Annotated in this window: 18 protein-coding genes; 8 read left to right on the top strand and 10 right to left on the bottom strand. The window is 71.4% G+C overall.

The annotated features are described in order from the left end of the window. Nucleotides 1–97 precede the first annotated feature (97 nt). Entirely contained in the window at nucleotides 98–583 is a 486-nt protein-coding gene (locus tag GD970_RS05900) for a hypothetical protein (protein WP_152201900.1), read from the bottom strand. Between the two features lie 119 nt (nucleotides 584–702). Further along, entirely contained in the window at nucleotides 703–1,326 is a 624-nt protein-coding gene (locus GD970_RS05895; protein ID WP_152201898.1) for a hypothetical protein, read from the bottom strand. An 830-nt stretch (nucleotides 1,327–2,156) separates the two neighbouring features. Here GD970_RS05895 and GD970_RS05890 point away from each other — a divergent pair. After that, nucleotides 2,157–2,912 (top strand): sulfite exporter TauE/SafE family protein, encoded by a 756-nt coding sequence (locus GD970_RS05890; RefSeq protein ID WP_152201895.1) that lies wholly within the window; start codon nucleotides 2,157–2,159, stop codon nucleotides 2,910–2,912. Nucleotides 2,913–3,141: 229 nt separating this feature from the next. Then, nucleotides 3,142–5,643 carry a beta-glucosidase family protein gene (locus GD970_RS05885; RefSeq protein ID WP_211489638.1) on the top strand — a complete coding sequence of 834 codons (2,502 nt, stop codon included), beginning with the start codon at nucleotides 3,142–3,144 and terminating at the stop codon, nucleotides 5,641–5,643. 101 nt (nucleotides 5,644–5,744) lie between these two features. Here the strand turns inward: GD970_RS05885 and GD970_RS05880 are convergent, their stop codons facing one another. Both GD970_RS05880 and GD970_RS05875 read right to left on the bottom strand, forming a co-directional pair. Beyond that, nucleotides 5,745–6,326: a thymidine kinase gene (locus tag GD970_RS05880; protein WP_152201892.1), complete on the bottom strand. Its 582-nt coding sequence runs from the start codon at nucleotides 6,324–6,326 to the stop codon at nucleotides 5,745–5,747. A 44-nt stretch (nucleotides 6,327–6,370) separates the two neighbouring features. After that, nucleotides 6,371–7,339: a serine/threonine-protein kinase gene (locus tag GD970_RS05875; protein ID WP_152201890.1), complete on the bottom strand. Its 969-nt coding sequence runs from the start codon at nucleotides 7,337–7,339 to the stop codon at nucleotides 6,371–6,373. 247 nt (nucleotides 7,340–7,586) lie between these two features. Between GD970_RS05875 and GD970_RS05870 the strand changes: the two genes are divergently transcribed. Together GD970_RS05870 and GD970_RS05865 are read left to right on the top strand one after the other, a co-directional pair. Continuing rightward, nucleotides 7,587–7,934 carry a nuclear transport factor 2 family protein gene (locus tag GD970_RS05870; RefSeq protein ID WP_152201887.1) on the top strand — a complete coding sequence of 116 codons (348 nt, stop codon included), beginning with the start codon at nucleotides 7,587–7,589 and terminating at the stop codon, nucleotides 7,932–7,934. Nucleotides 7,935–8,052: 118 nt separating this feature from the next. Continuing rightward, the gene (locus GD970_RS05865; protein WP_152201884.1) at nucleotides 8,053–8,481 is read left to right on the top strand and encodes a protein-tyrosine phosphatase family protein; all 429 of its coding nucleotides are present in this window, start codon (nucleotides 8,053–8,055) and stop codon (nucleotides 8,479–8,481) included. An 81-nt stretch (nucleotides 8,482–8,562) separates the two neighbouring features. Here GD970_RS05865 and GD970_RS05860 read toward each other — a convergent pair whose 3' ends face one another. Next, nucleotides 8,563–10,338: an MDR family MFS transporter gene (locus GD970_RS05860; protein WP_226925186.1), complete on the bottom strand. Its 1,776-nt coding sequence runs from the start codon at nucleotides 10,336–10,338 to the stop codon at nucleotides 8,563–8,565. A 192-nt stretch (nucleotides 10,339–10,530) separates the two neighbouring features. Between GD970_RS05860 and GD970_RS21515 the strand changes: the two genes are divergently transcribed. Then, entirely contained in the window at nucleotides 10,531–10,752 is a 222-nt protein-coding gene (locus GD970_RS21515; protein ID WP_193314891.1) for a DUF6191 domain-containing protein, read from the top strand. Nucleotides 10,753–10,841: 89 nt separating this feature from the next. On the opposite strand, the gene GD970_RS22650 is transcribed toward GD970_RS21515, so the two are convergent. Continuing rightward, complete coding sequence (locus tag GD970_RS22650) at nucleotides 10,842–11,420, bottom strand: hypothetical protein (protein ID WP_211489637.1); 579 nt, start codon at nucleotides 11,418–11,420, stop codon at nucleotides 10,842–10,844. 70 nt (nucleotides 11,421–11,490) lie between these two features. On the opposite strand from GD970_RS22650, the gene GD970_RS22645 reads away from it, so the two are divergent. The 3 genes from GD970_RS22645 (at nucleotide 11,491) to GD970_RS05840 (ending at nucleotide 13,044) form a co-directional block, all read left to right on the top strand. After that, entirely contained in the window at nucleotides 11,491–11,709 is a 219-nt protein-coding gene (locus tag GD970_RS22645) for a helix-turn-helix domain-containing protein (protein WP_211489636.1), read from the top strand. Nucleotides 11,710–11,721: 12 nt separating this feature from the next. Next, nucleotides 11,722–12,132, top strand: coding sequence for a VOC family protein (locus GD970_RS22640; RefSeq protein WP_346266129.1), 411 nt, complete (start codon nucleotides 11,722–11,724; stop codon nucleotides 12,130–12,132). An 84-nt stretch (nucleotides 12,133–12,216) separates the two neighbouring features. Further along, a complete protein-coding gene (locus tag GD970_RS05840) occupies nucleotides 12,217–13,044 on the top strand; it encodes a deoxyribonuclease IV (RefSeq protein ID WP_152201882.1) in 828 nt (275 codons plus the stop codon). A 59-nt stretch (nucleotides 13,045–13,103) separates the two neighbouring features. Here the strand turns inward: GD970_RS05840 and GD970_RS05835 are convergent, their stop codons facing one another. From GD970_RS05835 to GD970_RS05820, 4 genes are read right to left on the bottom strand one after another with little or no spacing between them, the layout of a single operon-like run. Next, nucleotides 13,104–14,099, bottom strand: coding sequence for an SIS domain-containing protein (locus GD970_RS05835; RefSeq protein ID WP_152201880.1), 996 nt, complete (start codon nucleotides 14,097–14,099; stop codon nucleotides 13,104–13,106). After that, the gene (locus GD970_RS05830; protein ID WP_152201878.1) at nucleotides 14,096–15,385 is read right to left on the bottom strand and encodes an aminoglycoside phosphotransferase; all 1,290 of its coding nucleotides are present in this window, start codon (nucleotides 15,383–15,385) and stop codon (nucleotides 14,096–14,098) included. Before GD970_RS05830 ends, GD970_RS05835 begins: the two co-directional genes overlap by 4 nt. Next, complete coding sequence (locus GD970_RS05825) at nucleotides 15,382–16,725, bottom strand: glycosyltransferase (RefSeq protein ID WP_152201875.1); 1,344 nt, start codon at nucleotides 16,723–16,725, stop codon at nucleotides 15,382–15,384. The genes GD970_RS05830 and GD970_RS05825 overlap by 4 nt, the downstream gene beginning before the upstream one ends. Beyond that, on the bottom strand, nucleotides 16,722–17,345 hold the full coding sequence (locus tag GD970_RS05820) for a TetR/AcrR family transcriptional regulator (protein WP_152201872.1): 624 nt from the start codon (nucleotides 17,343–17,345) through the stop codon (nucleotides 16,722–16,724). The genes GD970_RS05825 and GD970_RS05820 overlap by 4 nt, the downstream gene beginning before the upstream one ends. Nucleotides 17,346–17,493 lie beyond the last annotated feature (148 nt).

Here is a 17,493-nt window from a genome sequence, read left to right as displayed (position 1 = left end):
CATCGGCAATCGCCCCGTCGCCACGTTCGACAAGCTCCTGCAGCGCCCAGTCGGGCTTAACCTCAACCGCAACTCCTGCCGCTGCCGCGCCGCCATCTTAAAACGGATCTCGGCCGGTGAGCAGCATGGCTTTATCGATTAGAAGCTCGCGCAAGTCGCCCGTACACGTGATGTCCGCAACCTCATCCAACGTAAGAACATAGATTTGCCTGGAGGGAGTTTCACTATTGGAGTCGAGAACAATACTCTGAGCCGCCGTTCGCCGCTTGTGGTCTGAGGTGATGCCGTTCGCGGCAAACAGCACGCCCTGATACACACCGCCGAGTCGCATCTTCCACGCGAACCACGCAACATCACTACTATCCACCGGTCGGACCCAATTCTTGCATTCGCCAATAAACTTGGAGCCGAACTCTGCAAAACCTCCCGTGGTAGGCTCATTGTAGAAAAGGACGTCGATTTCCTGAGCGCCGTTTGCGCTATACACATTTCTTCGACGAGCCTGCACGCCGGGCAGATGACTAAGCAGCCAGCACATCAAATGCTCAAGACGTTCACCCTTCTCCTTGGTAGAGGCTGCCACACCTTTACAGTGCTCAACATGTGCGGCAAGTTCGCTCGTATCAAGCGGAGTACTCCAAAGCGTTGGGTCACCAAATGGAAGCACAACGGGAGCAGGTATTCGGCCTGAGGTGGACACGGTCATGCCGAAGCCGCCGCAAGCAGAGAGTTGAACGCGTCAGCTACTGTCTTTCCCTCAAGGGCAAGTTGCAGGCTCTGTGCCGTCACTGTGAGGATTAGTTTGTCACCGTCCGACCATAAATCGTTTTTCCTGGCCCCTTCGGGGGTTACGGCGACAATGCTCTTTGCCCCGCTTCGGACCAATGTGTCCTGCACCTGCGAGCGGACCCAGGACACACTCCCGGACCACGGAAGAATTTCTATGGGGAGCGGAAGTCCGAAAGCCGCTCGCAGCCCTTCATCCCAAACAATGAGATCCGCCGCCTGCGCTGTCCGGGAACGAGCCTTCTCGCCGGGCAACAACACCCGCGCACCACGTAGACGAAGGTCCTGAGCGAGGTGCTGGATTATTTCGTCCTCGCTCGAGCCGTAAGGAAATCTGGGTGTTGACTGGATCTCGACATATAAGGGCTTATTCAGTGCCTCCCACGCGTACTGGTCGATCTCGCGAGTCTCGGTTTGCCACCGCCTGACGTGCCAGGTATCCAAGATCGACTGCTCAAGAAGATGAATGTTGGCTACTTGCAGAACGGGCAACCCTCGCAGCGACCGCGGCAATCGCGGATCTTCGACCACGATGAGCACAGGACACCCTCTACCCAACGCAAGGCCAGTTTCGAAAACAACGTTGCTCCTATCGCGCTGGCCGATATTTGGAAGCACAACGAGCGTAAAGTCGCACGCCGCAATCGCGTCTCGTGCGGTCAGCGATGGAGGACGATCCCCCCGCGCAACGCGGTCGGAGATCACAAGGTAGTCGGGAGGAAGTTCCTGGAGAACTAGGTCAGCGAGGGCGTCCGTATCCGAACGCGCCACATACAACCGCTCCGGCCGAGAACTTGCGGCCACTTCGACCCCCACTCTCCAAGTCAAACGTCTCAACGCGTCATAGAATGGCACATCTTCGCTTGAGCCAAATCCTCCGTCGCCCCAACCATTGCGATGGGGTCAGGAGATAAGCGGCATGGTCGCATTTGCTAGCCACGCCCCGGGGGCTACCTGTTCAAGGGCACTGGGCACGCATTCGTGGTGCGAGCGGTCCAGGCCGTCGCCGAGGGCGACTTCGTGGTGTCCGGCGAGTTGCGCGGCGCCGCGCTGGGGGTCGGGCTGGGCAGTCCACGGGGCCCCGAGTCTCCACCCCAGTAAGGCTGCCCTCCACTGCCGCCGCTGGCCGAGCGGGAGGGGAGACACTTGCTCTCGTCGCGCGCGGGGCACGGCAACGCCGCGATTCGTCGCCGGGCTTCACCTCTCGCTGCAGACAGTGCAGAACTAGTCAGCATCTCGTTCGCGAGGATCGTAGGTGACCAGCCGGGCGGCCGGCGTTGGCCGCGCCCATGCGGCTACCGCCGACCGCCCCACTAGTCGACGACCGATCGCGCTCACGCATCGCCGCAGTCTTCGTAGGCTTGGCGCTCATGTCGCCGGTCGACCTGCTCATCGTTGCCGCGGTCGCCCTCGTCGCGGGCGGGATCAACTCGATCGCCGGCGGAGGGTCGCTGATCCTCTTCCCGGTTCTGATCGCGCTGGGCATGAGCCCGATCGCCGCCAACGTCACCAACTCCATCGCCCAGTGGCCCGGCTACCTCGGCGGAGTCCTGGGATTCCGTCCCCAGTACGCCGGCCAGCGCGGACGGTTGGTGCGATTCAGCGTCGTCGCCGTCGTCGGCGCGACCGGGGGCTCGGTGCTGCTGCTGACCACGCCGGCCAGGGCGTTCGACCTCATCGTCCCGGTACTGGTCCTGCTGGCGAGCCTGCTGCTCGCCGTCCAGCCCCTGATCACCCGCCGAGTGCGGCGCGAAGAACGCATCGGCTCCTCGTCGGACCCGGCTTGGCTCTACGTCGTCCTCTTTCTGGCCACGGTCTACGGCGGCTACTTCGGCGGCGCGCTCGGCGTCATCCTGGTGGCCGTCCTCGGGCTCGGGCTGCACAACCTCAAGCTGGCGAACGCGCTCAAGTCCGCGCTGTCGGCCGTGATGGCGACCGTCACGCTGCTGATCTTCGGGATCTGGGGCCCCGTCGACTGGCTGGTCGTCGCCGTCGCCGCGCCGGCCGGCCTCCTGGGCGGCTTCCTCGGTGCCAAGGTCGCCAGGCTGATCCCGTCGACGGTTCTGCGCGTGGTCATCGTGACCTTCGGCGTCCTGGTCTCGGCTTACCTCTTCGCCCGCCTCTAGACCCAGCGGGGAGGAGCACCCGACCCCGCCCGTCGCCCCTCGCGGAACGAGTAACGGAGACCTCCGGGCAACAAGTGGCAACCGGTTGTCGCCGTCCGGTACCCAGGAGAAGGGTGCGCACGGGCCCGCGCACCCGCAGCCGACGTCGCCACGGGTGCCCGCACCCGAAACCCGCCGGGGGGCGTGGGCTTCGCGTCCCCTCGACATGCCCGCAGGTCGAAGGAGACACATGACCAGACGTTCCCGCAGACGCACGCTCCTGGCGCTGGCAGCGGCCGTGCCGCTGTCGCTCACCACCGCCGTCGCCATCGCCGACACCGCCACCGTAGGCAGCTCGGCGGTCACCACCGCCGACCTGCCCTGGATGAACAAGGCGCTCGCACCCGAGGAGCGCGCCTCCCTCCTGGTCGACGCGATGACGCTCGACCAGAAGCTCCAGCAGCTCACCGGCGCCACCCCCGAGATCCTCCCCGACCTGCCCGAGTGCTACGGCGCCCGCCACGTCACCGGGATCGCCGAGCTGGGCATCCCGACCCTGCGCATCACCAACGGCCCCGTCGGCGTGGGGCAGAACGACTGCGTCGACCCGGCGCTGGCCACCGACCCCAACGCCTCGCCGTACGCCGCCTACACCCATCCCTCCTCCGCCAAGGCCACCGCGCTGCCCTCGGGCCCCGCCGTCGCCGCCTCGTTCGACCCCGAGGTCGCCCGCACCTTCGGCGGCGTCATCGGCACCGAGATGAACAACCTGGCGCTGCACGTGTTCGAGGCCCCGGGCGTGAACATGGCCCGCCTGCCCGTCCTGGGCCGCAACTTCGAGTACTTCGGCGAGGACCCCTACCTCACCGGCACCATGGCGGTGAACGAGATCCAGGCGGTACATGACCAGGGCCTCATCGCCATGGCCAAGCACCACGTCGGCAACGAGCAGGAGACCAACCGCACGACGATCCAGGAGACGATCGACGAGCGGACCCTGCACGAGACGTACCTGCTGCCGTTCGAGATGGCGGTCAAGGACGGCGACGTCGCCTCCATCATGTGCGCCTACAACTACGTCAACGGCGTCTCCTCGTGCGAGAACGACTACACGCTCAACGAGGTCCTGCGCGACCAGTGGGGCTTCGAGGGCTACGTCCAGTCCGACTTCTTCGCCACCAAGAGCACGGTGCCCACCCTGCTCGGCGGCATGGACCTCATGATGCCGACGCCGCAGCAGTGGGCCCCGGAGAAGCTCAAGGCCGCGCTCGACGCCGGCGAGATCCAGGTCGCGAACATCGACACCGCGCTGGAGCGGCGCTACGTCCAGATGTTCAAGTACGGCATCTTCGACCGCCCGCTCGTCCAGACGCCCATCGACTACGCCGCCGGCGGGGAGAAGGCCCGCGAGGTCGGCACCGAGGGCGCGGTGCTGCTGCAGAACAATGGCGCGCTGCCCCTCGCCGCGGACGTCCAGGACGTCGTCGTCATCGGCAAGCAGACCCAGGTCTACGCCCAGCAGGCGGTGGCCGGCGGCGTCGTCGTCGGCAAGCCCATGGGCGCCGGCGGCGGCAGCTCCGACGTCGTGCCCACCTACACCGTCTCCCCGGTGGAGGGCCTGGAGAACGTCCTGACCAACCTGGGCAACACGACGGCGAACGTGCGGCTCGTGCTCGTCGACGACGCCAACAACACCGCCACGATCGACGGCGAGCAGGTCACCTTCGACGCCGCGCTCGACGCGGCCCGGGACGCGGACGCCGTCGTCATGATGGCCGGCACCATCTCCGAGGAGGGAGCCGACCGGGCGACGTTCACCGACAAGTCCGGGCGCACCCGGACCGACATCGGCGACGACCTGGACTGGTACGTCGACAAGCCCAACTCCATCGCCACGGTCGACGGCCCCAACGCGGCCAAGAACAGCCACACCGTGGACATGATCAAGGCCGTCATGGCCGCCTCGCCGTCGATGGCCGAGAAGACCGCCCTGGTGCTCAAGGACAACGCCGGCGTGGCGATGGACCCGGCGCTGGTGGGCCCGTCCGGCCCGGCGATCCTCGAGGCGTGGTTCCCCGGCCAGGAGGACGGCAACATCGTCGCGGACCTGCTCCTCGGCGTGGAGAACCCGTCCGGGAAGTCTCCGTTCACCTACCCCTACGCCGGCCAGGGCTTCCTCGACAACGTCACCACCCGCCAGTTCCCCGGCGACCTGGTCGACGGCAAGCAGACGGTGGAGTACACCGAGGGCCGGCACATCGGCTACCGCTGGTACGACGCCAACGTCAGCGGCGAGTGCGCCCCGGCCGCCGACGGGTCGAACCCCTGCGTGGCGTTCCCGTTCGGGCACGGGCTCTCCTACACGGACTTCGAGATCTCCAAGCCGGTGGTGACCCCGAAGAAGGCGGACGGCACGCACCCGATCAAGGTGCAGTTCTTCGTCGAGAACACCGGTGACGTGGCCGGGTCCGAGGTGCCGCAGGTGTACGTGAGCCTGCCGGGGTCGGCGAACGAGCCGCCCAAGCGGCTGGTCGGCTTCGACAAGGTCGAGCTCCAGCCGGGCGAGAAGCAGCGGGTGGAGATCACCATCGACCCCGCCGCCACCAGCCACCCGCTGTCGGTGTGGGACGCCGACGCCGACCGGTGGACGACGCCCACGGGCGACGTGAAGGTCTACGTCGGTGACTCCGCGGGCGACGTGGCGCTCGCCGGCACGGTCACCGTGCGCACGCCCGCCGGGCAGGCGCACTGACCGCGCGGCCGCAGTGAGGCGGCGGGCCCCCGGACCAGCATGTGGTCCGGGGGCCCGCAGTCGTCGTCACCGCGACGAGGCCTGGCCCCGAGGTCGGCGCGTCAGGCAAGGGCTTCGAAGTGGCGCCGGCACCGGGCCTGGTAGACCTCGATCCCGCCGACGTGCTCGGCGGCGCTGACGAGGGCGTCGTCGCCGGCGTCCCCGCGGGCGACGCGCTGGTGGAAACCGGCGTCCTCCCCGCAGACGGCGCACACCGCCGTCAGCTTCGTCACGTCCTCGGCGAGGGCCATCAGCGAGGGCAGCGGCTCGAACGGGCGGCCGTCGAAGGTCACGCACAGCCCGGCGACGACCACCGTGGTGCCTGCGAGCACGAGCTCGCCGACGGCGGGCACGAGGTCCGCGCCGAAGAACTGCGCCTCGTCGATGGCGAGGAGGTCCAGCTCGCGGCCGCGGGCCAGCTCCATCAGCGCGTCGACGTCCGACGCCGGCCGGGAGGACACGCGCAGCCCAGAGTGGGAGGCCACCTGGGCGGCACCGTGCCGCTCGTCGAGGGCGTGGTTGATCACCTCGACGGCGAGGCCGGCCAGCTGTGCTCGGCGGACCCGGCGCACCAGCTCCTCGGACTTCCCGGCGAACATCGGCCCGCACACCACCTGCAGCCGGCCCAGACCGTCCCGTTTCATGGGCGCAGCGTAGTGAGAAGCGGTCGTCGCGCCGCCGTCGACGCTCAGCGACGGCGGTAGGCCTCCGTCGCCTGGTCGACGGCGTTCGGGGCCAGGGTCGGCTGGTCGACGGCGTCCGGCGCCAGGGTCGGCGCCTCGCCGAGGTCATCGACGGCGACGACCTCCGCCACCGGTGCCGCACCGGCGGGCGTGCCACGGAGGCGGTCGGCGAGGCCGGTGAGCACGGCGGCAACGTCGTCGGCCGCCGGTCGCTCGTCCGGGTCCTTGGCGAGCAGCTCGCCCACGAGCCGGTCGAGCTCCGCGGGCACCCCGGGGCACAGCTGGCTCAGCCGCGGCGGCTGGACGTAGACGTGCTGGTGCAGCACGCTCTCCGGCCGCTCGCCGGTGAAGGGCGGCCGGCCGGCGACCAGGGCGGTGAGCAGGCAGCCGAAGGAGTACATGTCGGTCGCGCGCGTGGCCGGCTCGGCGCGGGCCTGCTCGGGGGCCATGTACTCGGCGGTGCCCTGGGTGGTGCCGGGCGCGGCGAGGGAGGTCACCGCCTGGTACTCGAACGCGGCGATGCCGAAGTCGACGACCATGACGCGGTCGCCGTCGACGAGGATGTTCGCCGGCTTGACGTCCCGGTGCACGATGCCCGAGGCGTGGGCGGCAGCGAGCGCCCCGGCCACACGGCCGGCGATGCGCAGCGCCTCCTCCAGCGGCGGCGATCCCGCGCGCAGCACGGCGGCCAGGTCCCGCCCCTTCAGCCGCTCCATGACGATGTAGGCGGTGTCGCCATCGATCCCGGCGTCGTAGATCGTGACGATGTCGGGGTGCTCGAGGGCCGCGGTGGCGACGGCCTCGCGGTGCACGCGTTCGCCCAGGGTGGGGTCGGCGGAGCCGGCCAGGCTGACCGTCTTGACGGCGACCCGCCTGGCGAGGACGAGGTCGATCCCCCGCCAGACCTCGGCCATCCCGCCGCGGCCGAGGCGGCGGTCGAGCTCGTACCGGTCGGCGAGCACTCTTTTGGGCACCAACGGATTGTCTCGAACAGCGGCCGGAACGGCATCACGAGTCGATGACCCGCACTCCCGGACTGGAGCGTGCCGGAGGGGGTACCGGGCCCGAACTGGAGCTCGGCGGACGGGTCCCCGGGCCCGGATCCGGCCCCTGTCCGGCCGACGGCGCAGCGACTACCGTGCCTGATGCCGAGCGCGGGTGCCGGCCACTGCTCTGCGACCGGACGCCCGGGCGGACACGCCTCCGTGGAGGGAGAGACCGATGGCGGACGACCAGGTCGAGCGCAACCTCGAGGGAATGGACCGCCTCGACTTCGACGGGTGGAACAAGGGCGACTGGCACGGGGTCTTCGCCCACCACCACACCGACGACGTGCTGGTGGACTGGAAGGGGCAGGCGCCGACCCACGGGCTCCAGGAGCACATCGACGCGATGAAGGCGTACGTCGAGAGCGCGGGGGGCGCGCCACCGCAGATCACCTCGCACCCGATCCGGTTCGGCTCCGGCGAGTGGACCTGCGTGATCGGCGAGTTCGAAGACGGGAGCCGCATGGTCACGGTCGCCAAGTGGCGCGACGGCGCGATCGCCGAGGAGTACATCTGGGCGTGATCCCGCGCTGGGCGCCGACGGCGTGACGGGCGGGCGGCCCGCCGCCATCCCGCGCGCCCGACGTGGGCTTCCCCGGCGACGACGTGGCGGAGGCCGGTGGCGAGCTACCGTGTCCGGCGTGGAGCCGTGGGCCGAGGACGCGCCAGGCGTGCTCCGCCTGCCGTCGGGACGGCTGGTCCGCGGCCGGGCGCTCAGGCTTCCCCTCCCAGCCGGGCCCCTGCCGGAGTTCGGGCTGTACCTCCAAGGCAGGCCTCCGCCGCCCGTCGCCTGGGAGGCGCAGTGGCTGCGGTGGCCGGACTGGTGGCTGCCCACCGACCCGCCGGCCGCCGGCGAGGCGCTGGCGAACCTGTGGGACCGCGCCGCCACCTCGCGGGTGGAGGTGGCGTGCAACGGCGGACGGGGGCGCACCGGCACGGCGCTCGCCTGCCTGGCCATCCTCGACGGCGTCGCTCCTCAGGACGCGCTGCGCTACGTGCGCGAGCACTACGACCGCCGGGCGGTCGAGACGCCGTGGCAGCGGCGCTTCGTGAGCCGGTTCGGGCGATGAGAGCGGCCGACCGAATACGGCGTTAGCCCGGCGCCGACGGCGAGGTGGGCCTGAGCCCTCGCCGTCGGCGCCAGGGCCGGGTCAGGCGCGGGCCGACGTCACCGAGCTGTCCGCCTCGCCCGCGGGCGTGGCGCCGTCGTCCGCGGCGCCGCCCTCGCGGGTGCCGTCGTCGGTCACCACGACCCCCTCGGTGGCATCACCCGCGCCGCCGGCCAATCCCGCCTCCGCCGCGCGGGCCGCCAGCAGCGCCTCGGCCTCCTCGGGCGTGACGGCCTCGCCCCGCGCGACCATCCCGGCGACGTCGGACAGGGCGATCTCCCGGATGAAGAACGCCAGCACGAAGCCGACGGCGAGCAGCGGCACGAGGTACCAGAACGCCGGGGCGAGGGCGTGGGCGTAGGCCTCGACGATGCCCGTACGCAGCGGCTCGGGCAGGGTCTGGACCACCTGCGGGGTCAGCGACGCAGGCGCCGCCTCCCCGCCGGCGCCGGCCGCGGGCGTGCCGGCGAAGACCTGCTGGAGCTCGTCGACCAGGCGAGAGGTGAAGATCGAGCTGAACAGCGCGGTCCCCACCGCCGCGCCGATCTCGCGGAAGAAGTTGTTGGCGCTGGTGGCGGTGCCGATCTCGTGCGGGTCGACGGCGTTCTGCACCGCCAGGACCACCGTCTGCATGACCAGGCCCAGGCCGGCGCCGAGGACGAAGACCATGAGCGAGTACTGCAGCATGGAGATCTCGGCCGTGATGGCGGTCATCCACACCAGCGTCGCGGTGGCGATCCCCATGCCGGCGATCGCGAACATCTTGTACTTGCCGGTCTTGGTGATGGTGATGCCGGAGGCGATCGAGGTCAGCATGACGCCGGCCATCATCGGCAGCATGAGCAGGCCAGACTGGGTCACGCCGGTGCCGGTGGCCATCTGCAGGAACGTCGGCAGGAAGCCCAGGGCCGCGAACATGCCCATGCCGATCACCAGGCCGATGATCGTCGAGACGGTGAAGACGGAGTTGCGGAACAGCCGCAGGGGCAGCACGGGGTCCGTCGCGCGCAGCTCGACGACGACGAACAGCACCCACGCCACCACGGTCCCGGCGATGAGCGCGACGAGGCGGCCGTCGGCCAGGTCGTACTTGCCGACCATGCTCTCCCACGTGGCCACGAGGATGAGCGCCGACGTCGCCACGGCCATGAGGATGGCGCCGAGGACGTCGAGGCGCTTGCCCGAGCGGTGGGTGGGCAGCTTGAGCGTGAACCACGCGATGGCCAGGGCGACCAGGCCGATGGGGATGTTGATCCAGAAGGCCCAGCGCCAGTCGTGGGAGTCGGTGAACCAGCCGCCGAGCAACGGCCCGGCCACCGCGGCCACGCCGAACAGCGCGCCCATCGGGCCCATGTACTTCCCGCGCTCCCGGGCGGGGACGATGTCGGCGACGATCGCCTGGGACAGGATCATCAGCCCGCCGCCGCCCAGGCCCTGGATGCCGCGCCAGGTGACGAGCTGGTTGAAGGTCTCCGCGAAGCCCGCGCCCGCCGAGGCCACCGTGAACAGCCCGATGGCGATGAGGAACGGGTAGCGCCGCCCCCACAGGTCGCCCGCCTTGCCGTACAGCGGCATGACGACAGCGACGGCGAGGATGTAGATGGTGATAAGCCAGCCCTGGTGCTCCACGCCCTCGAGCTCGCCGACGATCGTCGGCATGGCGGTGCTGATGATGGACTGGTCCAGCGAGGACAGGAACATGCTCGCCATCAGGGCGGCGATGATCAGCCAGACGGTGCGCTTGTCGAGGACGATCGGCGCGCGGTCGGCGGGTGACGCGGGCCGGGTCTCGGCCGTGGGCGCGGGCGGGGTGGGCACAGGGCGCTCCTGGTAGGAGAAGTGGGGTTGCCGAGCAGGCGGAGATACGGTACCCGGCCGTGCCGTCCGGAATTAAGGGATTTTCCTGTGACGGCGCTCGCCCCGCGGCGTCGGGTCGGCGCGGGGTCGCACGGTGGAGTGGTGCCTTCAACGGGCCCCGGCGCAGGTCTCCCCCGCCGTACGCTGCGCGGTATGTCGGAGTTCTTCGCGATCTTCGAACCAGGGCTGCGCCACCTCATCGAGGAGCGTGAGCGCCGGAGGCTGGACATCCAGCGGCCCGGGGAGGGCGCCCCGCCGTTCGGGCCGGTGGACCTCGACGCCGGCGTGGCCTACATCGAGCAGGCATCGGAGCCCCAGGGTCATGACGGCCATGCGGCCGATGGTGACGCGCCGCCCCCGGCAGTCGCTCGGTGACCGAAGAGAAAGTACGGACTGTCCGTACGTACTCTTCAGCGAAGGCCGTCGAACACATCGCACGACGCGTGCCAGCGAGAAGTATTTGGTCATGTCCCCGACGATGCGGACACGGAGAGCGGCCCATGGCGACGTTTCCCACCCACGACCTGCCCCCGCCACTGCGGCCGTTCGTCGCCGCCGCGCACGGCTACGCCGTGCCAACCAACCCCACCGGCGTGCATCGCGGGCTGCCCTCGCGCCACCTCACGCTCGTCGTCGAGCTGCCGGCGCCGCTGCGGCTCTCCGGGCTCGGCGGTCCGGTCGCCGCGCACGCCGTCGCCGGTGGACTCCACACCCGGCCGGTCCTGATCGACGCGTCGGCGCCGCAGGAGGGCCTGCAGTACGCCCTCACCCCGCTCGGGGCGGCGGCGCTGCTGGGGCTGCCGGCCGCCGAGCTGGCCGGCCTCGCCGTCGACCTGGCCGACCTGCTGCCGGAGGCCGACCTGCTCGTCGAGCAGGTGTGGGAAGCGCCCGACTGGGCGACGCGCTTCCGGCGCGTGGACGAGGCGCTGCTCGCCCGCCTGGCCGGCCGGGAACCGCCTGCCGCGCAGCCCGAGGTCGCGGAGGCGTGGCGGGTGATCTTCCGGCGCGGCGGCCAGGTGCGGGTCGGCGACGTCGCGGCGCACGTGGGGTGGGGACGGCGCCACCTCTCGGAACGGTTCCGCCTGGCCACGGGGCCTCACCCCGCGCGAGGCCGTGCGCATCGCCCGCTTCGAGCACGCCCGCGCGTTGCTGCTCGGCCCGGGCCGGCCGGGGCTTGCCGACGTCGCCGCCCGCGCGGGCTACGCCGACCAGTCGCACCTGGCCCGGGAGTGGCGGGCGCTGGCCGGGTGCAGCGTCGGCACCTGGCTGCGTGAGGAGCTCCCATTCGTTCAAGACGGCGCCGCCTTGGCCGGGGCAGGCTCGATGTCATGAGCGAAACGACGAGTGAGACCACGAAGAAGCTGGCACCACCGACCCCGACCGTGTGGCCGAGCGTCGGGTTCGTTGACGTCGACGCCGGGATCCGGTTCCTCGAGGGCCTCGGCTTCGTCGTCACGGCGCTGCACCGCGGGCCGGACGGCACCGTCGAGCACCGAGGCGCGCTGGCCCGACGGCGGCGGCGTCATGTTCGGCAGCCGCGGCAAGGCGGGGGCCTGGGGCGGGCTGGGGCCGCAGGGCGTGTACGTGGTGGCGGCCGACCCGGCCACCGTCGATGCCGCGTTCGAGGGCGTGCGCGACCTGGACGGGGTGGCGGTGCTGCGGCCGCCGCACGCGACCGACTACGACGCGCGCACCTTCGACGTGCGCGACGGCGACGGGAACCTCTGGGCCGTGGGCACCTACCTCGGCGCCTGAGTTGCTGCCTCGTGCGGGGGCGGGCACCTGGGGAGGGCGCGGACGCCGGGCTCGACGTCCGACCCGTTGCCTAGGGTGGGGCCCATGACTGCCGCGACCCCCGCCCCGCTGACGGCCGAGACCCTGCGCATCGGCGCCCACGTGCGCCACGACGACCCCATCGCCGCCGGGCTGGAGCGCGGCGCGGACCTCAGTCAGTTCTTCATCGGCGACCCGCAGGGCTGGAAGAAGCCGGTGGTGGCCTACGACGGCGGCGCGCCCGCGCTGCGCGCGGCCGCCGAGGAGGCCGGCATCGACCTGTACGTCCACGCGCCCTACGTCCTCAACGTCGCGACGACGAACAACCGCATCCGCATCCCCAGCCGCAAGCTGCTCCAGCAGCAGATGGACGCCGCCGCCGAGGTCGGCGCGAAGGGCCTGATCGTCCACGGCGGGCACGTCGGCTCCGACGCCGAGCTGGAGACCGGCTTCGACAACTGGCGCAAGGCGGTCGAGCGCACGGACATCAAGGTCCCGCTGCTCATCGAGAACACCGCGGGCGGCAACCACGCCATGGCCCGCCAGCTCGAGCGCATCGCCCGGCTGTGGGACGTCATCTCCGGGGCCGAGGGCTTCGACCAGGTCGGGTTCTGCCTCGACACCTGCCACGCCTTCGCCGGCGGCAGCGACCTGACCACCGTCGTCGAGCAGGTCCGCGAGATCACCGGCCGCATCGACCTGGTCCACCTCAACGACAGCCGCGACGCGTTCAACTCCGGCGCGGACCGGCACACCAACCTCGGCACGGGGAACATCGACGCCGACGAGCTCGCCGGCGTCGTGCGCGAGGCCGGCGCCCCGGTGGTGTGCGAGACGCCCGGCGGGGCGGTGGAGCACCAGGCCGACTTCGCCTGGCTGCGCGCGCGCCTCTGACGGGGCTCCGCCCAGCACCGCGCCGGCCGGCGCGGTGCCGATCCCGGCCCGCCGGGGTATCACCGCCCCGTCATCGACGCCGCCGCGGCCTCGGCCTCGGCGGCGATCCACGCCCGGGCGGCGACCAGCTCGGCGACCAGCGTCTCGGTGAGCAGGCGGACGTCGTCCTCGTCGTCGTGCGGGTAGCGCAGGACGTAACGGGCCCCTTCGAGCTCCCCGCCCACGCTGACCACGGTGGTTCGCCGGGGCAGCGTCCATTCGAGGATGCCCTCGTCCCAGGCGGACCCGGCGTAGGACAGCAGCCGGTAGTCGGTGTTCTTGGTGAGATAGACGTCCACGTGCGCCCAGTCCCCGGACTCGCAGGCGACGGCGGCGCGCCGGGGTCCCTCGCGCAGCATGAGGGCCGACTGCTGCGCCGAGCTCAGCCGGTGCGCCGGGGCGGCCACGTGCGTGCCGGCCGGGCCGAGGACGAGCTCGGCCACGGCCGGCCGCCAGTCCGCCTCGGTGGCCAGCAGGTGGGCGGTCGCCTCCGCGGCCTTCTCCACCGTGCCGACCAGCCGCTCGCCGGACCGGCCCAGCAGGTGGTCCTCCAGCGCCAGGAGCATCACGAGGGTGTGCTGGAAGGTGCGGCACGCCACCCCGCCCAGCTCCGGTTCCGCGGCCATGGGCACGGTGCTCGCGGCGAGCCGGGTGATCGGCGAGCCGGGCGTGTTCGTCAGCGCCGCCACCGTGGCGCCGTCGTCGAGCCGGCCCAGAGCGTCGAGCGTCTCCCTCGAGCCGCCCGTGGCGGAGATGGCGACGGCGAGGGTCGCGCTGCCCCACCGCGGCAGCAGGTCACTGCTGGCGAGCTCGGCGACGGCGAGCAGCCCCTGCGCCCGCATCCGCCGCGCCGCGACACCGGCGGCGTAGGCCGAGGACCCCATCCCGAGCAGCACGAGACGCTCGGGCAGCGGGCGCAGGTGGCGCCAGGGGTTCCCCTTCCGGAGCGAGGCGGCCAGCGCGGCGAGCACCTCAGGCTTGCGGATGAGGTCGGCGAGGAACTCCTCGGGCTTCATCGGGCTCCCTTCACGAGCTCGGGCAGCGCCCCGGTGGGCACGTAGGCCCAGCGGGGCAGGTGGGTGGCGGCGTAGGTGAACTCCCGGCACACCTGCCGCAGCCGGAACGGGCGCACCAACGCCTCCTCGAGCAGGTCGGGACGCCGTGCCCCGGCCAGCGTCGCCCGGTACGCGGCGAGGAACGCCTCGACGAACACCCCGGTCATGCGCTCGACCCGACCGGGGTCCAGCTCCGGGTGGTGCTTGCGCAGCACGAGCCCGGCGTGCCGGATCGACTGAGCCATGCCGGCGACGTCGAGCGCGGGCGGCTGGGCGCTGGTGCGCTGCGCGGGCGGCACCACGGGGTTGCCGTCGAAGTCGATGACGGCGTAGGACTCCCCGGCGCGCAGCACCTGGCCGACGTGCAGGTCCCCGTGCCCGAGCAGCATGGGGGTCCCGGCCAGCTCGGACGGCGGCACCGCCCTCGCGGCGATCACGTCGCGGTGGCGCGCGAGCTGGGCGTGCTCGGCGCCCGTCGTCACCTCGAGGGCGCGCCGGAGGTCGGCCAGGGCCTCCCCCTGCCAGCGGGCGACGTCGGCCAGGTCGGCAGGCCGGTGGGTGGGCAGGAGCGCGAGGTGGAAGCGGGCGACCAGCTCGCCGAGCCGCCGGCCGGGCGCGCGCACGGCGTCCGGGCCCTCGGTGCAGGCGCGGCGCAGGTCCTCCACCGCCCAGGTCCAGCCGTCGACGGCACCCGGCAGGTAGGCGGTGACGCTCGCGATCAGGCGCGGTGCGGCCGTCCGCGAGGGCCGCCACTGCACCAGGCCCCACGGACGCGGGGTGCCCGTGAAGCCGGCGCGCTCGAGCAGCTCGAGGATCGCGGGGGCCGGGTGCGGCCCTTCCGTGGCCTGGAAGGTCCACTTCACCACGCCGCGCCCGCCGAGCACGACCGACTCGTTCGTCTGGTCGACGTCGATCGGGGCCTCCCCGGTGACGGGCTCGGCGTGCCAGCCCGTGAGGCTGAACGCGCCCACCTCGCGGCTGCCTGCGGCAAGCAGGCCCGCGAGGGCCTCGGCCGCGCCGTCGCCGGCCCGGGCCCGCCGCAGGCCGGAGCCCGCAGCGACCAGCGGGACGGGGTACGTGCGGTCGGCGGCGTCGGCGATGATCGTCAGCCACCGCCCGGGCGCGAGGTCGAGCGCGTCCAGGTACAGGGGAGCTCCGATGGGCTGGTCGTCGCCGTCGGCCCGGTGCGGCGGCAGCAGCGACGCCCATGACGCCTGCTCGACGGCGCGGCGGAGCGGCGTCGTCACGCCTGCGCGGTCACGGCCGGCTCGAGGCCGGCCTCCGTGGCGCGGGCGTGCTCCAGCCCGACGGCCTCGATGATCTCGGCCGCCTTGCGGAGCCCGTCGCGGGCGCGGATGCGCTCGCCGATCGCGGCGAGTCGGGCGCGCAGCTCGGTGTCGGCGAGCAGCTTCTCGACGGCGCCGTTGAGCTCCTCCGGCGTGAACTCGTAGGTCTTGAGCCGGATGCCGTAGCCGAGCTCGTGCATGCGCTGGGCGTTGTCGTACTGGTCCCAGAACAGGGGCAGCAGCACCATCGGCTTGCCGAAGTGCAGGGTCTCGGTCGTCGTGTTGTTGCCGCCGTGCGTGATGACCAGGTCGACCTGCGGGATCACGTTCGTCTGCGGCAGCGTGCCCGCGCCCACCATGTTGGCGGCAAGGGTGATCTTCTCGGCCACCGGGCCCTTGCTGACGATGAAGCGGTGCGGGCTGTCCGCGAGCGCGTCGACGATGCGCTGCATGAGCTCGACGTCGGCCCCGCCCAGGGAGCCCAGCGAGACGTACACCAGCGCGCTGCCCGCGGGCCGGTCGGCCACCTCGGCGGGCAGCTCGTAGGCGTCGTCGGTGAGCCGCACGCTGGAGTCGATGCGGTGCCAGCTGGGGTCAAGGGGCCGGTGGTCGGTGTAGTCGGCCTCCTCGGGGTAGACGTAGAGGTTGGCGGCATTGTCGCGGGGCATGAACTCCAGCTCGGGCAGAGGGTCGGCCCCCTGCTCGACGACCCAGGCGTTGAACGCCTCCCACATCTCCCGGTGGGTGCGCTCGAACTCGGCGCGGAAGGGCTCCCAGGCGCTCGGATCGTCCTGCCCGAGGCCGGACAGGCCGGGGGCGACGTCCGGCCCGGGGACCTCGAGCGGGTTGCAGGACACGATCCTGACGAAGGGCGCGCCGCTGGTGGTCAGGGCCGGAAAGAGCACCACGTTGTCCTCGACCAGCACGTCCGGCCGGGTCTCGGCGATGATCTTGCGCAAGGCGGGCTCGGCGTACTTCGCGCCGTCGATGAGCGCCTGGTAGGTCGGGCGGACGAACGTCTCGAGCTGCTCGGTGGTGGGCTTGCGGAACTCCGGCGCGGTCTCGGCGATGAAGTCGGTCCAGAACTGCCCGGCGTCCTCCTCCCCGGCGTCCGGGTCCGGCTCGGCGAGGTCGACCAGGCGCTCCTCGAAACCCAGGGGGCTCAGCCTGCCGGCCCAGGAGGACTCGGACGCGAAGATCACCCGGTGCCCTCGCTTGAGCAGCAGGTCACCGACGCCGATGCACTGGTTGGTAGGGCCGTAGGCGGACTCGGGCAGGAACAGGACAGTCAGCTTCTTCATCGGAGCTCCTTGTCATAGGGGTTGGGGTGGTCGAGCGGGTGGCCGGTGGCCAGGCGGGCGTAGTCGAGGATCAGCTCGGTCGCGGCGCGGCGGTCGATCATGGGGTGCCGGGCGACCATGCGATAGCCGTACGCGTCCTCGAGGGCGACGATGTTGCGCGCGATGGTCAGGGACGGCTGCGCCAGGACGAACGCGCCCGCGGCGGCGCCCGTCTCGAGGAGCAGCTGGTACATCGAGACCTGCCGGTCGTACAGGGACGTCAGCATGGCGCCGTAGACCGGGTAGCGGCCGGCGGCGCCGCCCAGCTCGCACATCAGGCGGACCGCCTCGTCGTCGGAGTCGTGCGGCAGGCCGGAGGCGATGGTGACGACGAGCTTCTCCGCCGGGTCGGCGATCGCGGCCACCGTGCGTAGGCGCTCGTCGTAGAACCGCTCCACACCGGCCCGGTTCGCCTCGACCAGCAGCGTCTGGATGTCCGGGAAGTGGTAGAGCACCGCTCCCGGCGTGAGACCGGCCTGCTGCGCGACGTCCTTGAGACGCACATCGGCCCCGTGCTCCGCGACCGCACGCCGCGCAGCCGCGATGAGACTCTCGCGGCGCTGCTTCCTGCCTACGGACATGACGGGGGCCATCTCTCGAGGGGACGAGTCGTGGCGCAGAGCATGGCACGGGACCAAGCGGATTTGAAGAGCGATTCAGAAATTTCCCGCTTCTGCCAAGAAATCGGTGCAGAAGGGGCATTGCCAAGTCTGAATCGACGTGCAAATC

The organism is Georgenia thermotolerans, from assembly GCF_009193185.1.
Classification (GTDB): domain Bacteria; phylum Actinomycetota; class Actinomycetes; order Actinomycetales; family Actinomycetaceae; genus Georgenia; species Georgenia thermotolerans.
The sequence above is the reverse complement of the archived record's forward strand: the minus strand, read 5'-3'. Positions and strand labels throughout refer to the sequence as shown.